Genomic DNA, 15357 nt, shown 5'->3' with positions numbered 1-15357 from the left:
TAACTAGTATGCTTTCTATTGAGATGGACAGGGAAGACGGTATTGCCTTTCTGGAACCCCATGGACCTCTTTCAAAAGAGGACTTTGTTTCTGCCGCCCAACAGATTGATCCTCTGATTGAAGAGAGGGGTGGGCTGGCTGGGCTGATTATCCATACCGATCATTTTCCCGGTTGGGAATCCTTTGGTGCTCTGGTCAGCCACATTCGATTTGTGAAAAACCATCACAAACATCTGAGAAAAATTGCCATTGTCACGGATGCAAGAGAGGGCGGTCCAAGAGAAAAAATAGCAAGGCATTTTATTGCTGCAAAAATCAGGCACTTCAGATACGAGCAGCTGGAGGCGGCAAAGCTCTGGATTCTGGAAGAGGATTAAAACACAAGTGAACGGGCCGATTTGTGCGAGCATTACCTTTTTGCCGGGCGGCCAGGTGCTCGGAGTTATTCATGCAGAGCCAGCTCGCGCATACGCTGGGCAAGTTGACTGTATTCCTGATCCAGTTGTTTGATGGTGGCTCTGAAAATGACAGCGTACATAGGCATTTTTTCGTTAGGTGGCGTAAAGTATCAGGCGCAGGAATCCATTGAAACAAACCCCGGTAAAGAGCGAATACGTGAAATCCAGCGTTGGATCCCCGGATACTGTGACAACTCAAAACCGCCTTCGTGGGCGACATGGGTGTACCCAAACAAAGATACGTCAGCCGTTGTAAGTTGCTCGCCAACCAGAAAAGCGGTTTTCGAAAGCCGCTGCTCCATGACCTTAAGAGCTTTGTGGCCGCCTTCCTGTTTCCTTTCGAACTCTTCCCGTCGATTGTCCGGCATGCCCAGATACTTGTTAATGAAGCGGGCAACGGCAATATAAGGTTCATGGCTGTATTGCTCAAAAAACTGCCATTGCTGGTTTTTTGCCTGTAAAAAAGGGTCCGTCGGCAACAGCTCAGAATCTCTGGCCAGGAAGTTCAGGATGGCATTGGATTCACTGAGAATGCGGCCATCATCAAGCTCCAGCAAAGGAATTTTGCCGTTAGGGTTTTTGGCGAGAAAATCCGGAGTCTGGGTTTCATTATTCAGAATATCAATGGCAACCCATTCATGATTCAGGTCAAGCAGGGCAGTGAGCAGTTTGATTTTGTAACAGTTGCCGGACTGGATATCGCCATATATTTTCATTCTTGGGGTTCTACCTACCATTGAGCCACTGATGTTTTGAGTGATATTGTGCCAGTACTTTTTATCGAAAGGTAGATATCAGTCTCTTAAGAGCTGGCAAGAGTATGAACTCTTGAGACTATAAGGGCCTGAAAAACAGGCCCTGAGAGGGATAGTTAACGGCTGGCAGTTTGTTTTTTCTGTATCTGAATCAGGTCCACCAGAACCATTCCAGCTTCCTTGATAAAGGCGTCGGTTTCTTTCTTTTTCTTCTTGGTTTCAGTAGAGGCTTCTTCCTGTTCTGCTTCTTCCAGTTCATCCAGGTTATTCAAAAGGGGGTCACCCTTGGCCTTTCTTAGCCGGTTCTCAATGGCCAGTCTCTGACTGCGCATGGTCTGGATTTCGTGCTTGCGCTTTGCTTCGTTAAGTGACACTTTTTCCTGGTTTTCGTAGCGAGACAGGTAGTCTTTCATTTCGTTCAGGTAGACAAAATCCGGATCCTCGTGCGTCCGCTTGCGGTGCTTTTCATCGAGAGGTTTCAGAAAAGGTTTCATGTCTGAGTACTTTCTGTATGGGATCGGCTTGATGGTATCCCAGGGCAGGGCATCAGGCAGCTTGCTTTCGCCGATATCACGGCCATCGTACAGCGATGGAAAGGCGATGTCGGGCAGTACGCCCTGGTTCTGGGTGCTCTGACCGGAAATGCGGTAGAACTTGGCCAGAGTCAGTTTCAGCTGTCCGTGGTTAAGCGGCTGAATGCTCTGAACAGTACCTTTTCCGTAAGTCTGACCACCAATCACCAGTGCCCGTCCATAGTCTTGCATGGCGCCGGCAAAGATTTCTGAAGCAGAAGCACTCAGTCGGTCAACTACAACAGCCATGGGACCACTGTATACCTGAGTCGGGTCCGGGTCTTGCTGACGCTCGGTGCGTCCTCTGCTGTCCCTGACCAGAACCGTTGGACCCTGCTCAATGAACAGGCCAGTCAGTTCGTTGGCTTCCTGTAAGGAGCCGCCGCCATTGCCTCGCAGGTCTATAATCAGGCCGTCCAGGTTTTCTTTCTTGAAATTATCAAGCAGCTTGCGCACGTCGCGCGTTGTGCTCTTGTAATTGGGGTCGCCGGACTGGGCGGCCTTAAAGTCAATGTAGAAGGTAGGTATTTCGATAACACCCACACGCTTGGTCTTATTATTCTGTTTAAACTCAAGAATGTGGCTTTTGGCATCCTGTTCTTCCAGCTTGACTTTGTCCCTGATAATTTCATAAATACGGGTGTTACTGCTTTTGCTGGAGCCTGGAATAATTTCCAGTCTGACCAGAGTTTTCTTTTTACCGCGGATCAGATTAACCACATCATCCAGACGCATGCCCACGACGTCCTCCAGCGTGCCTTTGAGGCCCTGGCCAACGCTGATGATTTTGTCGCCAGGTTTCAGTTGGCCTGCTTTATCGGCAGGACCACCGGGGACCACGCTGACCACTTTGGTGTATTCATCCTCCGAGGACAGAACCGCACCAATGCCTTCCAGAGAAAGACTCATGTTAATGTCAAAGTTCTCGGCAGTCTGGGGCGAGAAGTACTGGGTGTGGGGATCAAAAATTCCGGTAAAAGAATTAATGTAAGTCTGGAAAACGTCTTCGCTCTTACTCTGATGCAATCGGCGCAACAGGTTGGTGTTGCGTCGAGTCAACTGATCTGCAATTTCTTCATCAGTTTTGTTGTTCAGCTTCAGGGTCAGTACACTGTCTTTGAACTGTTTTCTCCAAAGGTCTCGCTGGTTCTTTTTATTGGCCAGCCAGGGCTGTTCCTTGCGGTCAACAATCAGGTCTTCGTTCTTTTTCAGATCCAGTTTGTTAACACCCTGCTTGACCAGAGCCAGCATGTAGCGGGCACGTTCTTCTGCCCTGACTGTGTATCGATTGAATATTTCAAAAGCTGGTTTCAGGTCGCCGCTTTTAAGAGAGCTGTCGAGCTTTTCTTTATAAGGGGCAAACTGGGCAATGTCGCTTTGCAGGAAGAAGCTGCGGTTGGGGTCCAAACGGTCGAGATAGCGCTGAAATACTTTTTCTCCACTCTCTTTGTTCAGGTCAATTTTGCGATAATGGTTGCGTGACAGCAGTTGCACCACATTGACACTGGCAATGGCCTGTTGCAGGCTGGGTTTTAGTTCGTCAATGGGGCGGTCAAGATTCTGATCAGCGGCAAAAACCGAACTGGTGGTTATACAGAGCGCGGTGAACAGGGCAAAAAAAACCGATGGTATTTTCCTGGCGTTTAGCAGGGTCGGTATCATGGATTGTGAAGCTCCGTGTCGTTTTTCGATATCGGGTGTGCCGCCTCGGCTCATGAAGGAATAAGTCCTGTTATGGAGTGTTTAAGACGACGTTCATCGACTATAGGCTACTCCACCCCTCTGTGCCTGAAACACATGTACCAAAAATATCCGGAACATGCGTTTAAGCCTGTTCCACACCGGAGATAATCCAAAGCCTGTCAGGGCGTTGTTTCCAGCTGATGCTGCTTGTGGTGCATGTGGCACTGCTGGCTACCAGACAGTCGGTCCATAGGCCTGTCCCAGAGCATTGGTTGACTTCTATTTTTAAGTTACCAGTGCTTTGGGGGCTTTCTCAATCAGTTTTGTTCAGTGATTGTGAATATCCCCTGAGACATAATACAGTCTATAACTGAATGCAGCCAGTCAGGGGACTTTACCGGACTCCAGTCAGGCTGATAACCCCCTATTCAATGAAGCCCGATAACCGAGGTATTTCATTGATACCTGTATCGGCTTGATCATTAAGGTTTGGGTAAAGATGCAAGAGAGCAAAAACTTTTACGGACTTGTGGCTATTGACAGGGCGTTACAATGGCGGACCTTTCCCGGTGAGCCTTTGGGTAAAGATCAGGTAAAAATTCGAGTAGTGGCCGCAGGCCTTAACCGTGCCGACCTGTCGCAGTTGGCTGGAACCTACAATCCACCAAAAGGTGTAACACCCGTCTAGGGACTCGAATGCTCCGGGATCATTGAGGCGGTGGGAGCCAATGTCAGCCAATGGCTGCCAGGCCAGCATGTTTGTGCGTTGTTGCCGGGTGGAGGTCTGGCGACAAGCGCGGTGTGTGATCAGCGGCTGTTGTTACCAGTTCCTGAATCACTGAGTCTCGTGCAGACCGGAGGCGTTGTTGAGGTTTATGCAACCGCCTGGCTCAACCTGTTTCATCGTGGCAAAGTCAAAGCCGGAGACAAGGTTCTGTTAATGGCTGGCGCCAGCGGTGTGGGTACCGCAGTTCTGCAGCTGTGTGCTTATTTTGGGATCGACGTAACCGTGGTGGTCGGCAGTGATGAAAAGTTGCAATTCTGCAAGGAGTTGGGAGCGAAAAATGGCTTGAACCGACATCAGCAGGATTGGAAGCTGTTAAAGGCTTTTGGTCCTTTTGATATGGTGCTGGATTGCTGTGCCGGAGACTGGCTGGAAAGATATCTGTCTTTAATGAATATCGGCGGAAGAATTGTCACCATTGGTTTAATGGCAGGACGACAAGCACAATTGGATATGGGGCAACTACTGATGAAGCGGATTCAAGTGATGGGATCCACTCTGCGCTTTTTGCCCATTACCGAAAAAGAAAGGTTGTTAACCGAACTAATGGAAAAGGTTTGGCCTTTATTCGCCTCGGGTCACTTAAAACCGATTACAGATACGGTTCTCCCAATCGATCAATATCAGAAAGCGTATGATTTAATGGCATCCAATAAAACAACAGGCAAGGTTATTCTCACCTTGCCTGCTTAATCCATTATGAATGGCTTTAAAAAACATTGAGGCCTCTGATCATTCTGCGGTGGACATTGAAAGGTGTCTGGCAGAGTCGATCAGTTATACCCGAGCTCAAAGCATTCGTTGCCTTCGGGCTTGCTGTTTGGCAGCTGGCTGGTGTTTTTCATCAGGGGCTTCAGATTTTTTGGGTAGGCTATAGCATTAATAGCGCGACCCTGTGTGCGAATAGTGGTTTTCCGGCTTTTAAATGGCGCAGAGTAGTGGTGTTTCATAGTCTTTCCTGACCGTGCTGGCTTTTGCATGAATACTATTTAAGAATAACAGTAACTCAACCGTTGGGTTAGTCTGAATTTGTACTTAAGTGAGAGTTTCAATTGCAGTATGCAACGCTATGTTAATAAAAGGTTGCAAACTGTTGAGCTAGTAAAATTCTGGTGATTTAAACAGTATTTCTTTTAACACGGTATGGCTGTTAATAGAAACTGAGTAAAGCAAGCGATAGGAGTTTGCAAAGAGAGGCCGACACAGAATGGATCTGTGCCAGTGCTGTAAGAGTATCAAGAGAAGGCTTCGGGTGTCAGGAGTTTTCCGGTAACTGCACGTTGACTTCAAGGGTCGAGCAGTCACCATCGGTATCCAGCCGGACGGAGATGGTGTTATCGGCGACCTGAAAATACTTTTCCACGACTCTCAGTATGTCCTGTTTCATAGCTGGCAGAAAGTCATGACCAGAGCGGTTCAGCCTTTCATGGGCAACCAGTATCTGAAGGCGCTCCTTTGCGACCGATGCGCTGCCCCCGGATTTGCTGGATTTAAAAAATTGCAGCAGACTCATGCACGACTCCTGAAAACTTTCTGGAAAAAGCCTTTTTTCGGAGGTTCAATAAACCGGTGAGGTAATTCAGCGCCCAGAAAGCGTGCGACCATATCGTTGTAAGCCTGACCGGCATCGGTTGTCTGCTGATGGATAACCGGAATACCATGGTTTGATGCCTTCAGAACGTCCTTGGATTCCGGGACAACGGCCAGCAATGGAATGGCAAGGATCTCCTGAACGTCTTCAACATTAAGCATATCGCCCATTTCCACCCTCGTCGGGTTATAACGGGTCAGCAACAGATGTTCTTTGACAGGATCAAGCTTCTTTTCAGCTCTCCGGGATTTGCTTTGCAAAATCCCCAGGATCCGGTCTGAATCCCTGACGGAAGAAACTTCAGGGTTCGTTGTTATGATCGCTTCGTCAGCAAAGTACAGAGCCATAAGCGCACCATGCTCAATACCGGCCGGTGAGTCGCAGATAATGTATTCAAAATCTTTTGCCAGCTCGTCAAAAACCGCTTCAATGCCTTCCAGAGTGAGTGCTTCTTTGTCGCGGGTCTGTGATGCCGGCAATACACTCAGGTTCTCGGTGTGTTTGTCTTTAATCAGGGCCTGATGGAGAGCTGCTTCACCATTAATAACATTCACCAGATCATAGACGACTCTGCGCTCACACCCCATGATAAGGTCGAGATTTCGCAGCCCGACATCAAAATCGATCACCACGGTTCTGTGTCCTTTCATGGCCAGACCTGTGGCGAATGAAGCGCTGGTCGTGGTCTTACCAACACCGCCTTTTCCTGACGTTACGACTATTATGCGTGCCAAGTTCAAATCCTGTGAATAGTAAGTGATGGTCGATGTTCAAGTATTTATTAAAGCCTGCTGATGTGCAAGCGATCCTCAGCGAGCTTTATTAAAACAGACTGACCCCAGTGGCGGCTCCAGGAGGATTCTTCCGTCTGGCCGGTCAGTTTGTAGTGACCACTGATGGAAATCAGTTCGGCCTCAAAGCGATGACAAAAAATTCTTGCCTCAGGGTCACCATTAACCCCGGCAAGCGCTCTGCCCCTTAAAAGTCCGTAGACGTGTATGTGCCCGCCAGCCAGCAATTCTGCACCCGGACTGACCTGTGATAGTATAACCAGGTCGCCCGGGGCATAGATTTGCTGACCGGAGCGAACAGGCTGATCGATAATTTTTGTTTCTGAACCTGAAATGCCTGATGTATCTTCTTTTTGCCCGGTGCCATTAAGCTCATGACGTTCGACCGGCATCGGTTGTCCGTTCTGTTGCATCATGACCACATTTTTCTCTGACTTTGTCTTCTGAAATGGCAGCCAGGCCAGGCCGGCAGACTCTGCCGTGTATCTGAACTGTTCACCACCACGAACGGCAACCAGAATCATGCCGGACTCCCTCAGTCGCCCTGCAATGGCTCTCAGATCGGGAGCATCAACCGTTGCCGGTAATGTCTCCAAAGCCATTACCACCGGTGTCTGTTGAAAGAAGTGTGGGGCTTTTTCTGACATCGCCTGTAACTGCTGGCAGAAACTAATCAGACAGCTGTTGTGCAATTCAAGGGTAGTCAGTGTAAAAATACCGCCTTTTAGCTGGAAGGCGGTATTTGAGGGCTTTGAGGTCAGAGTTGAGTTCATGGTGGCCACGTCATTTACGGAAGTGTGTCAGTTATGTTCCTGCTGTATCTGACGGATAATAGGGAAAAGTTTCAGTGCTTCTCATTTTCTGACCTATCGCTCCGTATTGCCTCTCAGGCTACGATCAAAACCAAGATTTCTCAAGTCATTTTACAAGGTATCTCCAGAGAAATATGACCTCAGCCTTGGCAGCTGAGATAATAGGGCTCACTTATGGCAGGTAACTGACTGCTTGTGAAGGTTTCTTGAGAAAGCGTTTTTGGTGAATAGATGAAGTCGGATGAATTAAGCAACACTACAGAGGCGGATCGGTTTCTGTGGTGTTATTTGAAACCAAAGTTCTGGCCGGTATGGCTGGGGTTGGGATTCACTGCTCTTGTGGCAATGCTTCCCTATTCAGTCATGGTGCATCTGGGGCGCTGGATAGGTCGCCTTTTATTGCGTTTTGGTGGCAACAGAGTGCGTATTACCCGGGTCAATCTGGAAAAATGTTTTCCCCAGATGACTGAAGCGGAAAGGGAAATCCTGTTGCAGAAAAACTTTGAGTCGGTCGGTATCGGTTTGATGGAAGTGCTCATGGCCTGGTGGTGGCCGAGAGAGAGACTTGAACGGCTGGTGACCTATAAAGGTCTGGAAAACCTCGACTCAGAGAGTGGGCAGGGCAATCTGTTGCTGATTCTGCATTTCACGACCATAGAAATAGCGGGCGCTCTGATCACTCTCAGGCACAGTGTCGACGCGACCTACCGTGAACACAAGAATCCTGTTTTTGAGTATATGCAGAGAAGACAGCGTCTACGCTATGACCGGGGTAGCCGTTTGTTAGGCCGAAGGGATGTGCGCGGTATGCTGAGATCCCTGAGACAGGGAAAAACCGTCTGGTACTCACCTGATCAGGATTATGGTCCCAAACAAAGTGTTTTTGCCCCTTTTTTTGGTATGCAGGCGGCATCAGTGACTGGCACTTCAAGAATGACCAAAATGGGTAAGGCCAGGGTCGTGCCTATGGTGGTCACCCGAAAACCGGGTTCCCGGGGCTATGTCCTTGAGGTGTTTGAGGCCTGGAAGGACTTTCCCCGGGGCGATGATCTGCAGGATGCGATCCGGGTCAATCAATTTGTAGAAGAGCAGGTCAGGAAAAAACCGGATCAGTATATGTGGCTGCATCGCCGATTTAAGACCCGGCCTGAAGGTGAGGTGGGTTTTTATCAAAAGTAGTTGCCACGATCTGATGAAATAACTGAGTACCAATGTTGCCTCTGTGATTCAATTGTTTTGGAAGTAGATATATACCTAAAAAGAAATGCAGCTGGATAGCTGCATTTCTTCATGGGTGGGTCAGAACAGATTGTTAACCCGCAATCATCAACCGCAAACCATCCAGCCTGAGCATCGCTTTCTGAAGGCATTGATGACCCATTGCGGCACGCAGTTTGAGGTGTTCGATCTCTTCATCACGCACGTTCGGGTTCACTGCTTTCAGGGCAGCCAGTCGCTTGATCTCTTCCGTAACATGGCTTAGCAGGTTTTTGCAGGCTTCAGTCACAATGGGATTAACCTGTTCCTTCGCTGCTTGCTCTGCTTTGGCCAACATGGTCAGAATCGGTTCCCGTTGCGCTTTCACCAGTTTTTTTGCCATCCCTTTCTTAATGGGCTGAAGCTGGGCATTGAGGGTATCGAAGGCAACTTTTTCTGATAGGTTGTTCATGCCAGGGTCGATCAGGCAGCGAATCGGTGTCGCGGGCAGGTATCGATCCAGTTGCAGTTTTTTCTCTCCCGTAGCACCGACGACATAGATCGCTTCCAGCAACATTGTGCCGGGTTTCAGCGCTTTGTTTTTCAGCAGAGCGACCGAAGTGTTGCCCATCTCACTGGTGAGCAGCATGTCCATGCTTTCACGAACCATGGGGTGCTCCCAGGTGAGAAAATGCATATCTTCCCGGGAAAGGGCCAACTCCCGATCAAAGGTGACGGTAATGCCGTCAGCCGGAAGACCTGGGAAGGATGTCACCATATGGCTGCCAGGACGTACAACGAGGCAATGCTTGGAATGATCTTCTGAATCGACGCCAAATCCTTCAAACAGCTTTTCCATATAGCGCTTGAGCTGTCTGGGTTCTTCCTGTGCTTCGATGTCGTTTATCAGGTCTTCACTGGAAAGAGTGCCACGGGAGTTGATTTCCAGCAGGCGATCCCGACCATTGTGGAGGTACTCATTCATTTTTGCATTGAGCTTGGCGGTTTCCTCTATCAAAGGCTGAATATCAGCCAGTGTCGTTTTTTTCTCCGGAATCAGTGTTTCAGTGAACGCTTCACCTAACTGCTCAAAGACCATGCTGCCAGACGGGCAGGTATCAGCGAATGCGTTCAGGCCCTGGTCATACCAGTGGAAGATTAATTCCTGTCCAGTGCCTTCTATGTAAGGAACATGAATTTTGATGGTCTCGGTCTGGCCAATTCGATCGAGTCGTCCGATACGCTGTTCCAGCAGATCCGGGTGAGCGGGCAAATCGAAGAGCACCAGGTGGTGGGCAAACTGGAAGTTTCGACCTTCACTGCCAATTTCGGAGCAGACCAGAACCTGGGCGCCGTATTCTTCATCAGCAAACCACGCAGCTGCACGATCTCGTTCCACGATCGTCATGTTCTCATGGAACACTGCCGTGGGTATGCCTGACAGAATTCTGAGGGCGTCCTCGAGGTCCAGAGCGGTATTGGCGTTGGCACAGATCACCAGCACTTTCTGCTTTTTGAGCAGTTTTAGCAGGTTAATCAGCCAGTCTATGCGTGGGTCGACTTTCCACCAGGGGTCCATGTCGTTAACACGGATATGGGACTGGTAAGCCAGTTCAGGATAGAGCGAACCGCGGACTTCAGTTTCTTCTTCCTGGGCAATCTGATAAAGCTCAGGCAGTTTCTGGGCGTAGCCCTGTACGACACGACCGGGGAATCCACCTACGGCTGCACGGGTATTTCTGAACAACACCCGGCCAGTACCATGGCGGTCCAGCAGAGTTTTTAGCAGCTGTTCACGAGCTGCTTCTTTTTGCTCATCAGAGCCATTATTGATCAGGTCGATCAGTGGTTGGCAGTCCTGGCCGAGGAAACCGGCCAAATGCTGACAGGCGGCTTCCGGCAGATGGTCATTTTCCAGCAGCTCCTGTACCGCTTCGGCCACAGGCTCATAGCTCTTCTCCTCTTTCTGGTAGGTCTCCAGATCATGGAAACGATCCGGGTCCAGTAGGCGGAGTCTGGCAAAATGACTTTCGGGGCCCATCTGTTCAGGCGTGGCTGTCAATAGCAGCAGTCCGGGAATCTGTGACGACAAGGTTTCTACAACCTGATATTCACGGCTGGGGTCTTCTTCTGACCAGACCAGATGATGAGCCTCATCGACGATCAGCAGATCCCAGTCAGCTTCCAGGACCTGTTGGAAACGATTTTCGTACTGGCTCAGGAAGTCCAGGCTGCAGAGAATCAGCTGTTCGGTGTTGAACGGGTTTTCATCTTCAATCGCACGGCAACGCTCTTCATCAAACAGGCCGAAGTGCAGGTTAAAACGACGCAGCATTTCGACCAGCCATTGATGTTGAAGTGTTTCCGGAACCAGAATCAGGACCCGGCTGGCACGTTCTGTGATCAGTTGCTGATGAAGGATAAGACCGGCTTCAATGGTTTTACCCATGCCAACTTCGTCAGCCAGCATCACTCTTGGCGCATGGCGTCCGGAAACCTCACGGGCTATGTGCAGCTGATGGGGGATGAGGCTGGTACGGGCACCGAGAAGCCCTCTTACTGGAGCGCTCAACAGGCGACAATTGTTCAGCAATGTCTTGTAACGCAGAGAAAAATTGCTGTTTTGGTCGATTTGACCTGCCAGCATTCTGTCCTGCGGTTTGTTGAAGTGAATAAAGTTGCCCAGCTCCGATTCGGGAAGCTCTCCGGGCTTGCCGTTGGGAAGAAGACCCTTATAGTGCAGCAGACCATTCTCTTCGATGACTTCTGTCACCGTCATGGTCCAGCCCTCGTGACTCTCTATCTTGTCACCAGGATTAAATTGTACCCTTGATAGCGGGCAGTTATTAATGGAGTACAGCCGGGTTTCACCGGTGGTGGTGAACAATAGGGTAACCATGCGACTATCGAAAGTCAGAACGGTACCTAATCCTTGTTCAGTTTCGGTGTCACTGATCCAGCGCTGTCCAGGAACGAAGCTCGTCATGTCGTGACTACATACCTTGCCAGACAAAAAGGCCGCTATATTAGCGGAATTCGCTGTATTAGCAACCAGTACAAGTGCTACTTGGCGGGCTGCTTCACTAGTGTCTCGGTCTGATAATGGGAAAAATGACCGCTAGAACCACTATCTTTGGTAAAAAAAAGGGTTTCTCAATCAGGAATGAAAGAAAGATTTTTTTTCATACAAAGCTATTTTTAGCTGAATCTGAAGCTGATCAGAGGGACGGTTAATGCCCATGACGCTTTGTTTTTGATTCGTTTCTGAATAGAAGATGAAATGAAAAAGGATTGAAACGAAAAAGGTGCTGACGGCAGAGCGAATCAGGGCATTCCGCTCTGGCAATCGGAAAATGCGCTGGATCAGGCCGCGGCCTCATCCTCGTCCTTATCCTTTGTGTCGTTGTCTTGCTCAGAAGTCTGGCCAATCTCAAGCACCAGGTCCGGTTTGCCTTTAAAGGCTTTGGCAAAGGCTTCCTTGTTTTTAGCGAACATCAGGCCGATCTCTTCAGCCAGGTCTTCATCGATTTCAAAGCGGTCTTCCAGCAGGCTGGTGATATTGGCGGCCAGCTCCAACATACGATCGTATTCTTCAGCGGCTTTCTTGTCTGTAAACATGCTTCCGTCCCGGTCAACTCGCCACATGGGGGTAATAGACATGGCCCTCTCCTGTCAGGCTTGGTTTAAAGTTACTGTATATAAATACAGTCATTCTGTCCAGTGGAACCCCTGAAGGTTAGCATGGAAACTCAAAGCATTTTCAGGAATTGGCAAGAGCTCCGGGTCATGGTTGGAGCTCAAACAGCATTAACGATGCCTGTTCTTTTTGAAAACGCCGGGCTTTTTGTGAGGCGAGGGACGCTTCTTGTTGATAGCGGGGTTGCCACGGGAGCCCCTGGTTTTCAGGCCTGTTTTGGTGTGTCGTGGATCGGCTCTGCGTGTCACTGCGTTGGGCGCGGGTGGCAGTTGAACGGCAGCGGCCAGATTGTCGATGTCCGCTTTTTCTACTTCTTCCCACTGGCCCATGCGCAGGTGGTCAGGAATGATGACATTGGCAAAACGTACACGCTTCAGACGGCTGACAGTCAAATCCTGGGATTCCCAGAGTCTGCGCACTTCGCGATTACGGCCCTCCAACAGGCAAACATGGAACCAGCGGTTGATGCCCGAACCGCCTGAGTCAACAATATCGGTGAAGCGGGCAGGGCCATCTTCCAGCTCTACGCCATCGAACAGGTTCTTTACTTTCTGCTCTGTGGCATTACCCATGACTCGAACAGCGTATTCACGTTCAACCTGGTAAGAAGGATGCATGAGACGACTGGCCAGCTCACCATCTGTGGTGAACAACATCAGTCCGGAGGTGTTGATATCCAGACGGCCAATGGCAATCCAGCGCTCTCCCTGAAGTTTGGGCAGTTTGTCAAAAACAGTGGGGCGGCCTTCCGGGTCGTGGCGGCTACAAATCTCGCCTTCAGGCTTGTTGTAGGCAATGACGCGGCGGATTCCGGACGCATAGGTTTCCAGTTTGACCGGGCGACCGTCGACAGCAATCTTGTCTTCAGCATTGGCACGATCGCCGAGGCTGGCCTGTTCACCATTTACGGAGATTCGACCTTCGCTGATCCAGCGTTCCATCTCACGGCGCGAGCCCAGGCCGGCGCCCGCCAGGATTTTTTGCAGTTTTTCACCCTGGGGAGGAGTGGTTTCAGTTGTCATGGTATTTATGGCTATGCCGCTCTGTTTTTCTATCAAAGGGGCCAGAGTATAGCGACTTAATATAGGTTAAGACAGCGTGGATTTCCGCTGCTGTTATGCTGAGTGATCAGACATGGTTCAGGGGTCAGTTCTTTCGTTTGATATTTCCCCGGATATTTCTGCTTCAGGAGCGGGCTCTTCCTCAATGGGCATATCGGTCGTCTGATATCGAGTTTCATCGCCTTCAGTGGGAAGTTCTGTCAGTTTCTCTGATGTCTGAATGTCCTGTTCAACTAACTGCTCTTCTTGCTCTGGTGCTTCGGCTTTCTTTTTACGGATCAGGTCATCAAAGTTGTCTGGCAGATCGGCTTCCAATTCATCTAGTTCGGCAAATAGCTCATCAGAGGATTGACCTTCAATCTCAATGGCCTCCTGATCTTCTGCGTCCTCTGTCGTTGGCTCCCTCTGATCGTTGGCTTCAGCCAGCTCCCGGGCAGCTTCCTCCAGATTACGAATCTCGGATAGGGGGGGCAGTTCATTGAGGTTTTCCAGATTAAAATAATCCAGAAACTGACGAGTTGTGGCAAACATGGCCGGGCGACCCGGCACATCCCGGTGACCCACCACACGTACCCATTCACGATCCTGAAGGGTTCGTATGATATTACTGCTGACGGCTACCCCCCGGATGTCTTCAATTTCCCCCCGGGTGATTGGCTGACGATAGGCGATGAGTGCCAGAGTTTCCAGCAGTGCCCGTGTGTAGCGCTGTGGTTTTTCTTCCCAGAGTCTGCCAACCCAGGTGGATAGTTCCTGTCTGACCTGGAAGCGGTAACCCGATGCCACCTTTTTGAGTTCAAAGCCCCGTCCCTCACAGGCTTCAGAGATGGACACCAGAGCTTCGCGGATCTGGTTGCCATCCGGACGCTCTTCCTCGGGGTAAAGGTCTTCGGGGAACAGGGCGGCCAGCTTTTCTTCAGTCAGGGGTTTCTGGCTGGCCAGCAGGGCTCCTTCCAGGATGCGTTGCAGCTGTTCTGCTTCCATTAGTCAATCCGGGCCTTAACGTGAATGGGACCAAAAGGTTCATTCTGTATCAATTCGATCAGGGATTCCTTGATCAGTTCCATCACCGCCATAAAGGTAACGACGACACCGAGTTTGCCTTCCTCCAGCCGGAACAGGGCAACAAAGGGGGTGAAGCGTTCAGATGTCAGCATGGACAGGACCTCACTCATACGCTCACGGGTGGACAGAGCCTCCTGTTCAACCTGATGATTGACGTACATTTCTGACCGGCGGAGCACCTCTCCCATGGCCAACATGATCTCCTTGAGATCGACTGCCGGATGGGGGCGATCCTGCTCAAGGTTGGGTGGGGCAGCATTGGCTTCATGAAGATCCCGAGTCATCCTGGGCAGTTGGTCAATATCTTCTGCGGCTTTCTTGAAACGCTCATATTCTTGCAGTCGACGAATGAGCTCAGCACGGGGATCTTCTTCCTCGTCTTCGTCCTCAGAGACTCGTGGCAGCAGCATGCGGGATTTGATTTCGGCCAGTGTAGCGGCCATGACAAGGTATTCTGCTGCCAGCTCGAATTGTCCTGATTCCATCAATTCTACATACTGCATGTATTGCTCTGTAATGACAGCTACCTTTATGTTCAGGATGTCCATGTTGTTGCGTTTGATCAGATAGAGCAGCAGGTCGAGAGGGCCTTCAAAGGCTTCCAGAAAGACCTGCAGGGCATCCGGTGGGATGTAAAGGTCGTCAGGCAACTTAGCCATGGGCTGACCCATAACCCGTATCTGGTGTTCAATGATTGCAGGCTCAGAGCCTGATTGAGTTTCCGGTGCCAGCTCTGCAGGGAGTTGTTTTCCGGGCTCAGCCACGGTTTCCGTGGAGGTCATTGATGCATCACCCTGTTGTAAATCCTCTAGCTGAAAAAAAGCAGCTTGACCGACCAGGCTCCTGACGGTGAAACTGCTTTTTATGATGATCAGGCTTAAAACCTGACCC

General features: G+C 50.0%; 15 protein-coding genes. 4 read left to right on the top strand and 11 right to left on the bottom strand.

Annotation, left to right across the window (positions count from 1 at the left end; translation table 11 throughout):
• The first annotated feature begins 8 nt into the window (after positions 1-8).
• Positions 9-377 carry an STAS/SEC14 domain-containing protein gene (locus tag KBW69_RS12430; protein WP_257275823.1) on the top strand — a complete coding sequence of 123 codons (369 nt, stop codon included), beginning with the start codon at positions 9-11 and terminating at the stop codon, positions 375-377.
• 191 nt (positions 378-568) lie between these two features.
• Here the strand turns inward: KBW69_RS12430 and KBW69_RS12425 are convergent, their stop codons facing one another.
• A complete protein-coding gene (locus tag KBW69_RS12425) occupies positions 569-1195 on the bottom strand; it encodes a glutathione S-transferase family protein (protein WP_257275822.1) in 627 nt (208 codons plus the stop codon).
• Positions 1196-1329: 134 nt separating this feature from the next.
• Positions 1330-3501, bottom strand: a complete 2172-nt coding sequence (locus KBW69_RS12420) for a carboxy terminal-processing peptidase (protein WP_257281074.1) — start codon at positions 3499-3501, stop codon at positions 1330-1332.
• A 466-nt stretch (positions 3502-3967) separates the two neighbouring features.
• Here KBW69_RS12420 and KBW69_RS12415 point away from each other — a divergent pair, with 466 nt between their 5' ends.
• Both KBW69_RS12415 and KBW69_RS12410 read left to right on the top strand, forming a co-directional pair.
• Positions 3968-4156: a hypothetical protein gene (locus tag KBW69_RS12415; protein ID WP_257281073.1), complete on the top strand. Its 189-nt coding sequence runs from the start codon at positions 3968-3970 to the stop codon at positions 4154-4156.
• A 30-nt stretch (positions 4157-4186) separates the two neighbouring features.
• A complete protein-coding gene (locus KBW69_RS12410; RefSeq protein WP_257281072.1) occupies positions 4187-4945 on the top strand; it encodes a zinc-binding dehydrogenase in 759 nt (252 codons plus the stop codon).
• 80 nt (positions 4946-5025) lie between these two features.
• Here the strand turns inward: KBW69_RS12410 and KBW69_RS12405 are convergent, their stop codons facing one another.
• From KBW69_RS12405 to minC, 4 genes are all read right to left on the bottom strand, one after another.
• Positions 5026-5202: a hypothetical protein gene (locus KBW69_RS12405; protein ID WP_257275820.1), complete on the bottom strand. Its 177-nt coding sequence runs from the start codon at positions 5200-5202 to the stop codon at positions 5026-5028.
• A gap of 305 nt (positions 5203-5507) precedes the next feature.
• Positions 5508-5765, bottom strand: a complete 258-nt coding sequence (gene minE / locus KBW69_RS12400; protein ID WP_257253361.1) for a cell division topological specificity factor MinE — start codon at positions 5763-5765, stop codon at positions 5508-5510.
• Positions 5762-6577 carry a septum site-determining protein MinD gene (gene minD / locus KBW69_RS12395; protein ID WP_257275819.1) on the bottom strand — a complete coding sequence of 272 codons (816 nt, stop codon included), beginning with the start codon at positions 6575-6577 and terminating at the stop codon, positions 5762-5764. Before minD ends, minE begins: the two co-directional genes overlap by 4 nt.
• Positions 6578-6624: 47 nt before the next feature.
• Positions 6625-7407 (bottom strand): septum site-determining protein MinC, encoded by a 783-nt coding sequence (gene minC / locus KBW69_RS12390; protein WP_257281071.1) that lies wholly within the window; start codon positions 7405-7407, stop codon positions 6625-6627.
• Between the two features lie 270 nt (positions 7408-7677).
• Between minC and lpxL the strand changes: the two genes are divergently transcribed.
• Positions 7678-8625 (top strand): LpxL/LpxP family Kdo(2)-lipid IV(A) lauroyl/palmitoleoyl acyltransferase, encoded by a 948-nt coding sequence (gene lpxL / locus KBW69_RS12385; RefSeq protein WP_257275816.1) that lies wholly within the window; start codon positions 7678-7680, stop codon positions 8623-8625.
• A 133-nt stretch (positions 8626-8758) separates the two neighbouring features.
• On the opposite strand, the gene rapA is transcribed toward lpxL, so the two are convergent.
• The 5 genes from rapA to KBW69_RS12360 form a co-directional block, all read right to left on the bottom strand.
• Positions 8759-11629, bottom strand: a complete 2871-nt coding sequence (gene rapA, locus KBW69_RS12380; protein ID WP_257281070.1) for an RNA polymerase-associated protein RapA — start codon at positions 11627-11629, stop codon at positions 8759-8761.
• 377 nt (positions 11630-12006) lie between these two features.
• On the bottom strand, positions 12007-12303 hold the full coding sequence (locus KBW69_RS12375) for a YebG family protein (RefSeq protein WP_257281069.1): 297 nt from the start codon (positions 12301-12303) through the stop codon (positions 12007-12009).
• Positions 12304-12450: 147 nt separating this feature from the next.
• A complete protein-coding gene (gene rluB, locus KBW69_RS12370; RefSeq protein WP_257281068.1) occupies positions 12451-13362 on the bottom strand; it encodes a 23S rRNA pseudouridine(2605) synthase RluB in 912 nt (303 codons plus the stop codon).
• Positions 13363-13479: 117 nt separating this feature from the next.
• Positions 13480-14385 (bottom strand): SMC-Scp complex subunit ScpB, encoded by a 906-nt coding sequence (gene scpB, locus KBW69_RS12365; RefSeq protein WP_257254257.1) that lies wholly within the window; start codon positions 14383-14385, stop codon positions 13480-13482.
• Positions 14385-15248, bottom strand: coding sequence for a ScpA family protein (locus KBW69_RS12360; protein ID WP_373690692.1), 864 nt, complete (start codon positions 15246-15248; stop codon positions 14385-14387). The genes scpB and KBW69_RS12360 overlap by 1 nt, the downstream gene beginning before the upstream one ends.
• Between the last annotated feature and the right edge of the window lie 109 nt (positions 15249-15357).

The organism is Endozoicomonas sp. ISHI1 (assembly GCF_024606225.1).
Classification (GTDB): domain Bacteria; phylum Pseudomonadota; class Gammaproteobacteria; order Pseudomonadales; family Endozoicomonadaceae; genus Endozoicomonas_A.
This window is presented reverse-complemented; position numbering and strand designations above follow the sequence as displayed.

Bases quoted from the DNA above. Each gene is read 5' to 3' on its own strand.
- KBW69_RS12425 (WP_257275822.1), bottom strand. From the start codon at position 1,195: ATGGTAGGTAGAACCCCAAGAATGAAAATATATGGCGATATCCAGTCC.
- KBW69_RS12360 (WP_373690692.1), bottom strand. From the start codon at position 15,248: ATGACCTCCACGGAAACCGTGGCTGAGCCCGGAAAACAACTCCCTGCA.
- scpB (WP_257254257.1), bottom strand. From the start codon at position 14,385: ATGGAAGCAGAACAGCTGCAACGCATCCTGGAAGGAGCCCTGCTGGCC.
- lpxL (WP_257275816.1), top strand. From the start codon at position 7,678: ATGAAGTCGGATGAATTAAGCAACACTACAGAGGCGGATCGGTTTCTG.
- minE (WP_257253361.1), bottom strand. From the start codon at position 5,765: ATGAGTCTGCTGCAATTTTTTAAATCCAGCAAATCCGGGGGCAGCGCA.
- KBW69_RS12430 (WP_257275823.1), top strand. From the start codon at position 9: ATGCTTTCTATTGAGATGGACAGGGAAGACGGTATTGCCTTTCTGGAA.
- KBW69_RS12420 (WP_257281074.1), bottom strand. From the start codon at position 3,501: ATGAGCCGAGGCGGCACACCCGATATCGAAAAACGACACGGAGCTTCA.
- KBW69_RS12405 (WP_257275820.1), bottom strand. From the start codon at position 5,202: ATGAAACACCACTACTCTGCGCCATTTAAAAGCCGGAAAACCACTATT.
- rapA (WP_257281070.1), bottom strand. From the start codon at position 11,629: ATGACGAGCTTCGTTCCTGGACAGCGCTGGATCAGTGACACCGAAACT.
- KBW69_RS12415 (WP_257281073.1), top strand. From the start codon at position 3,968: ATGCAAGAGAGCAAAAACTTTTACGGACTTGTGGCTATTGACAGGGCG.
- rluB (WP_257281068.1), bottom strand. From the start codon at position 13,362: ATGACAACTGAAACCACTCCTCCCCAGGGTGAAAAACTGCAAAAAATC.
- KBW69_RS12375 (WP_257281069.1), bottom strand. From the start codon at position 12,303: ATGTCTATTACCCCCATGTGGCGAGTTGACCGGGACGGAAGCATGTTT.
- minC (WP_257281071.1), bottom strand. From the start codon at position 7,407: ATGAACTCAACTCTGACCTCAAAGCCCTCAAATACCGCCTTCCAGCTA.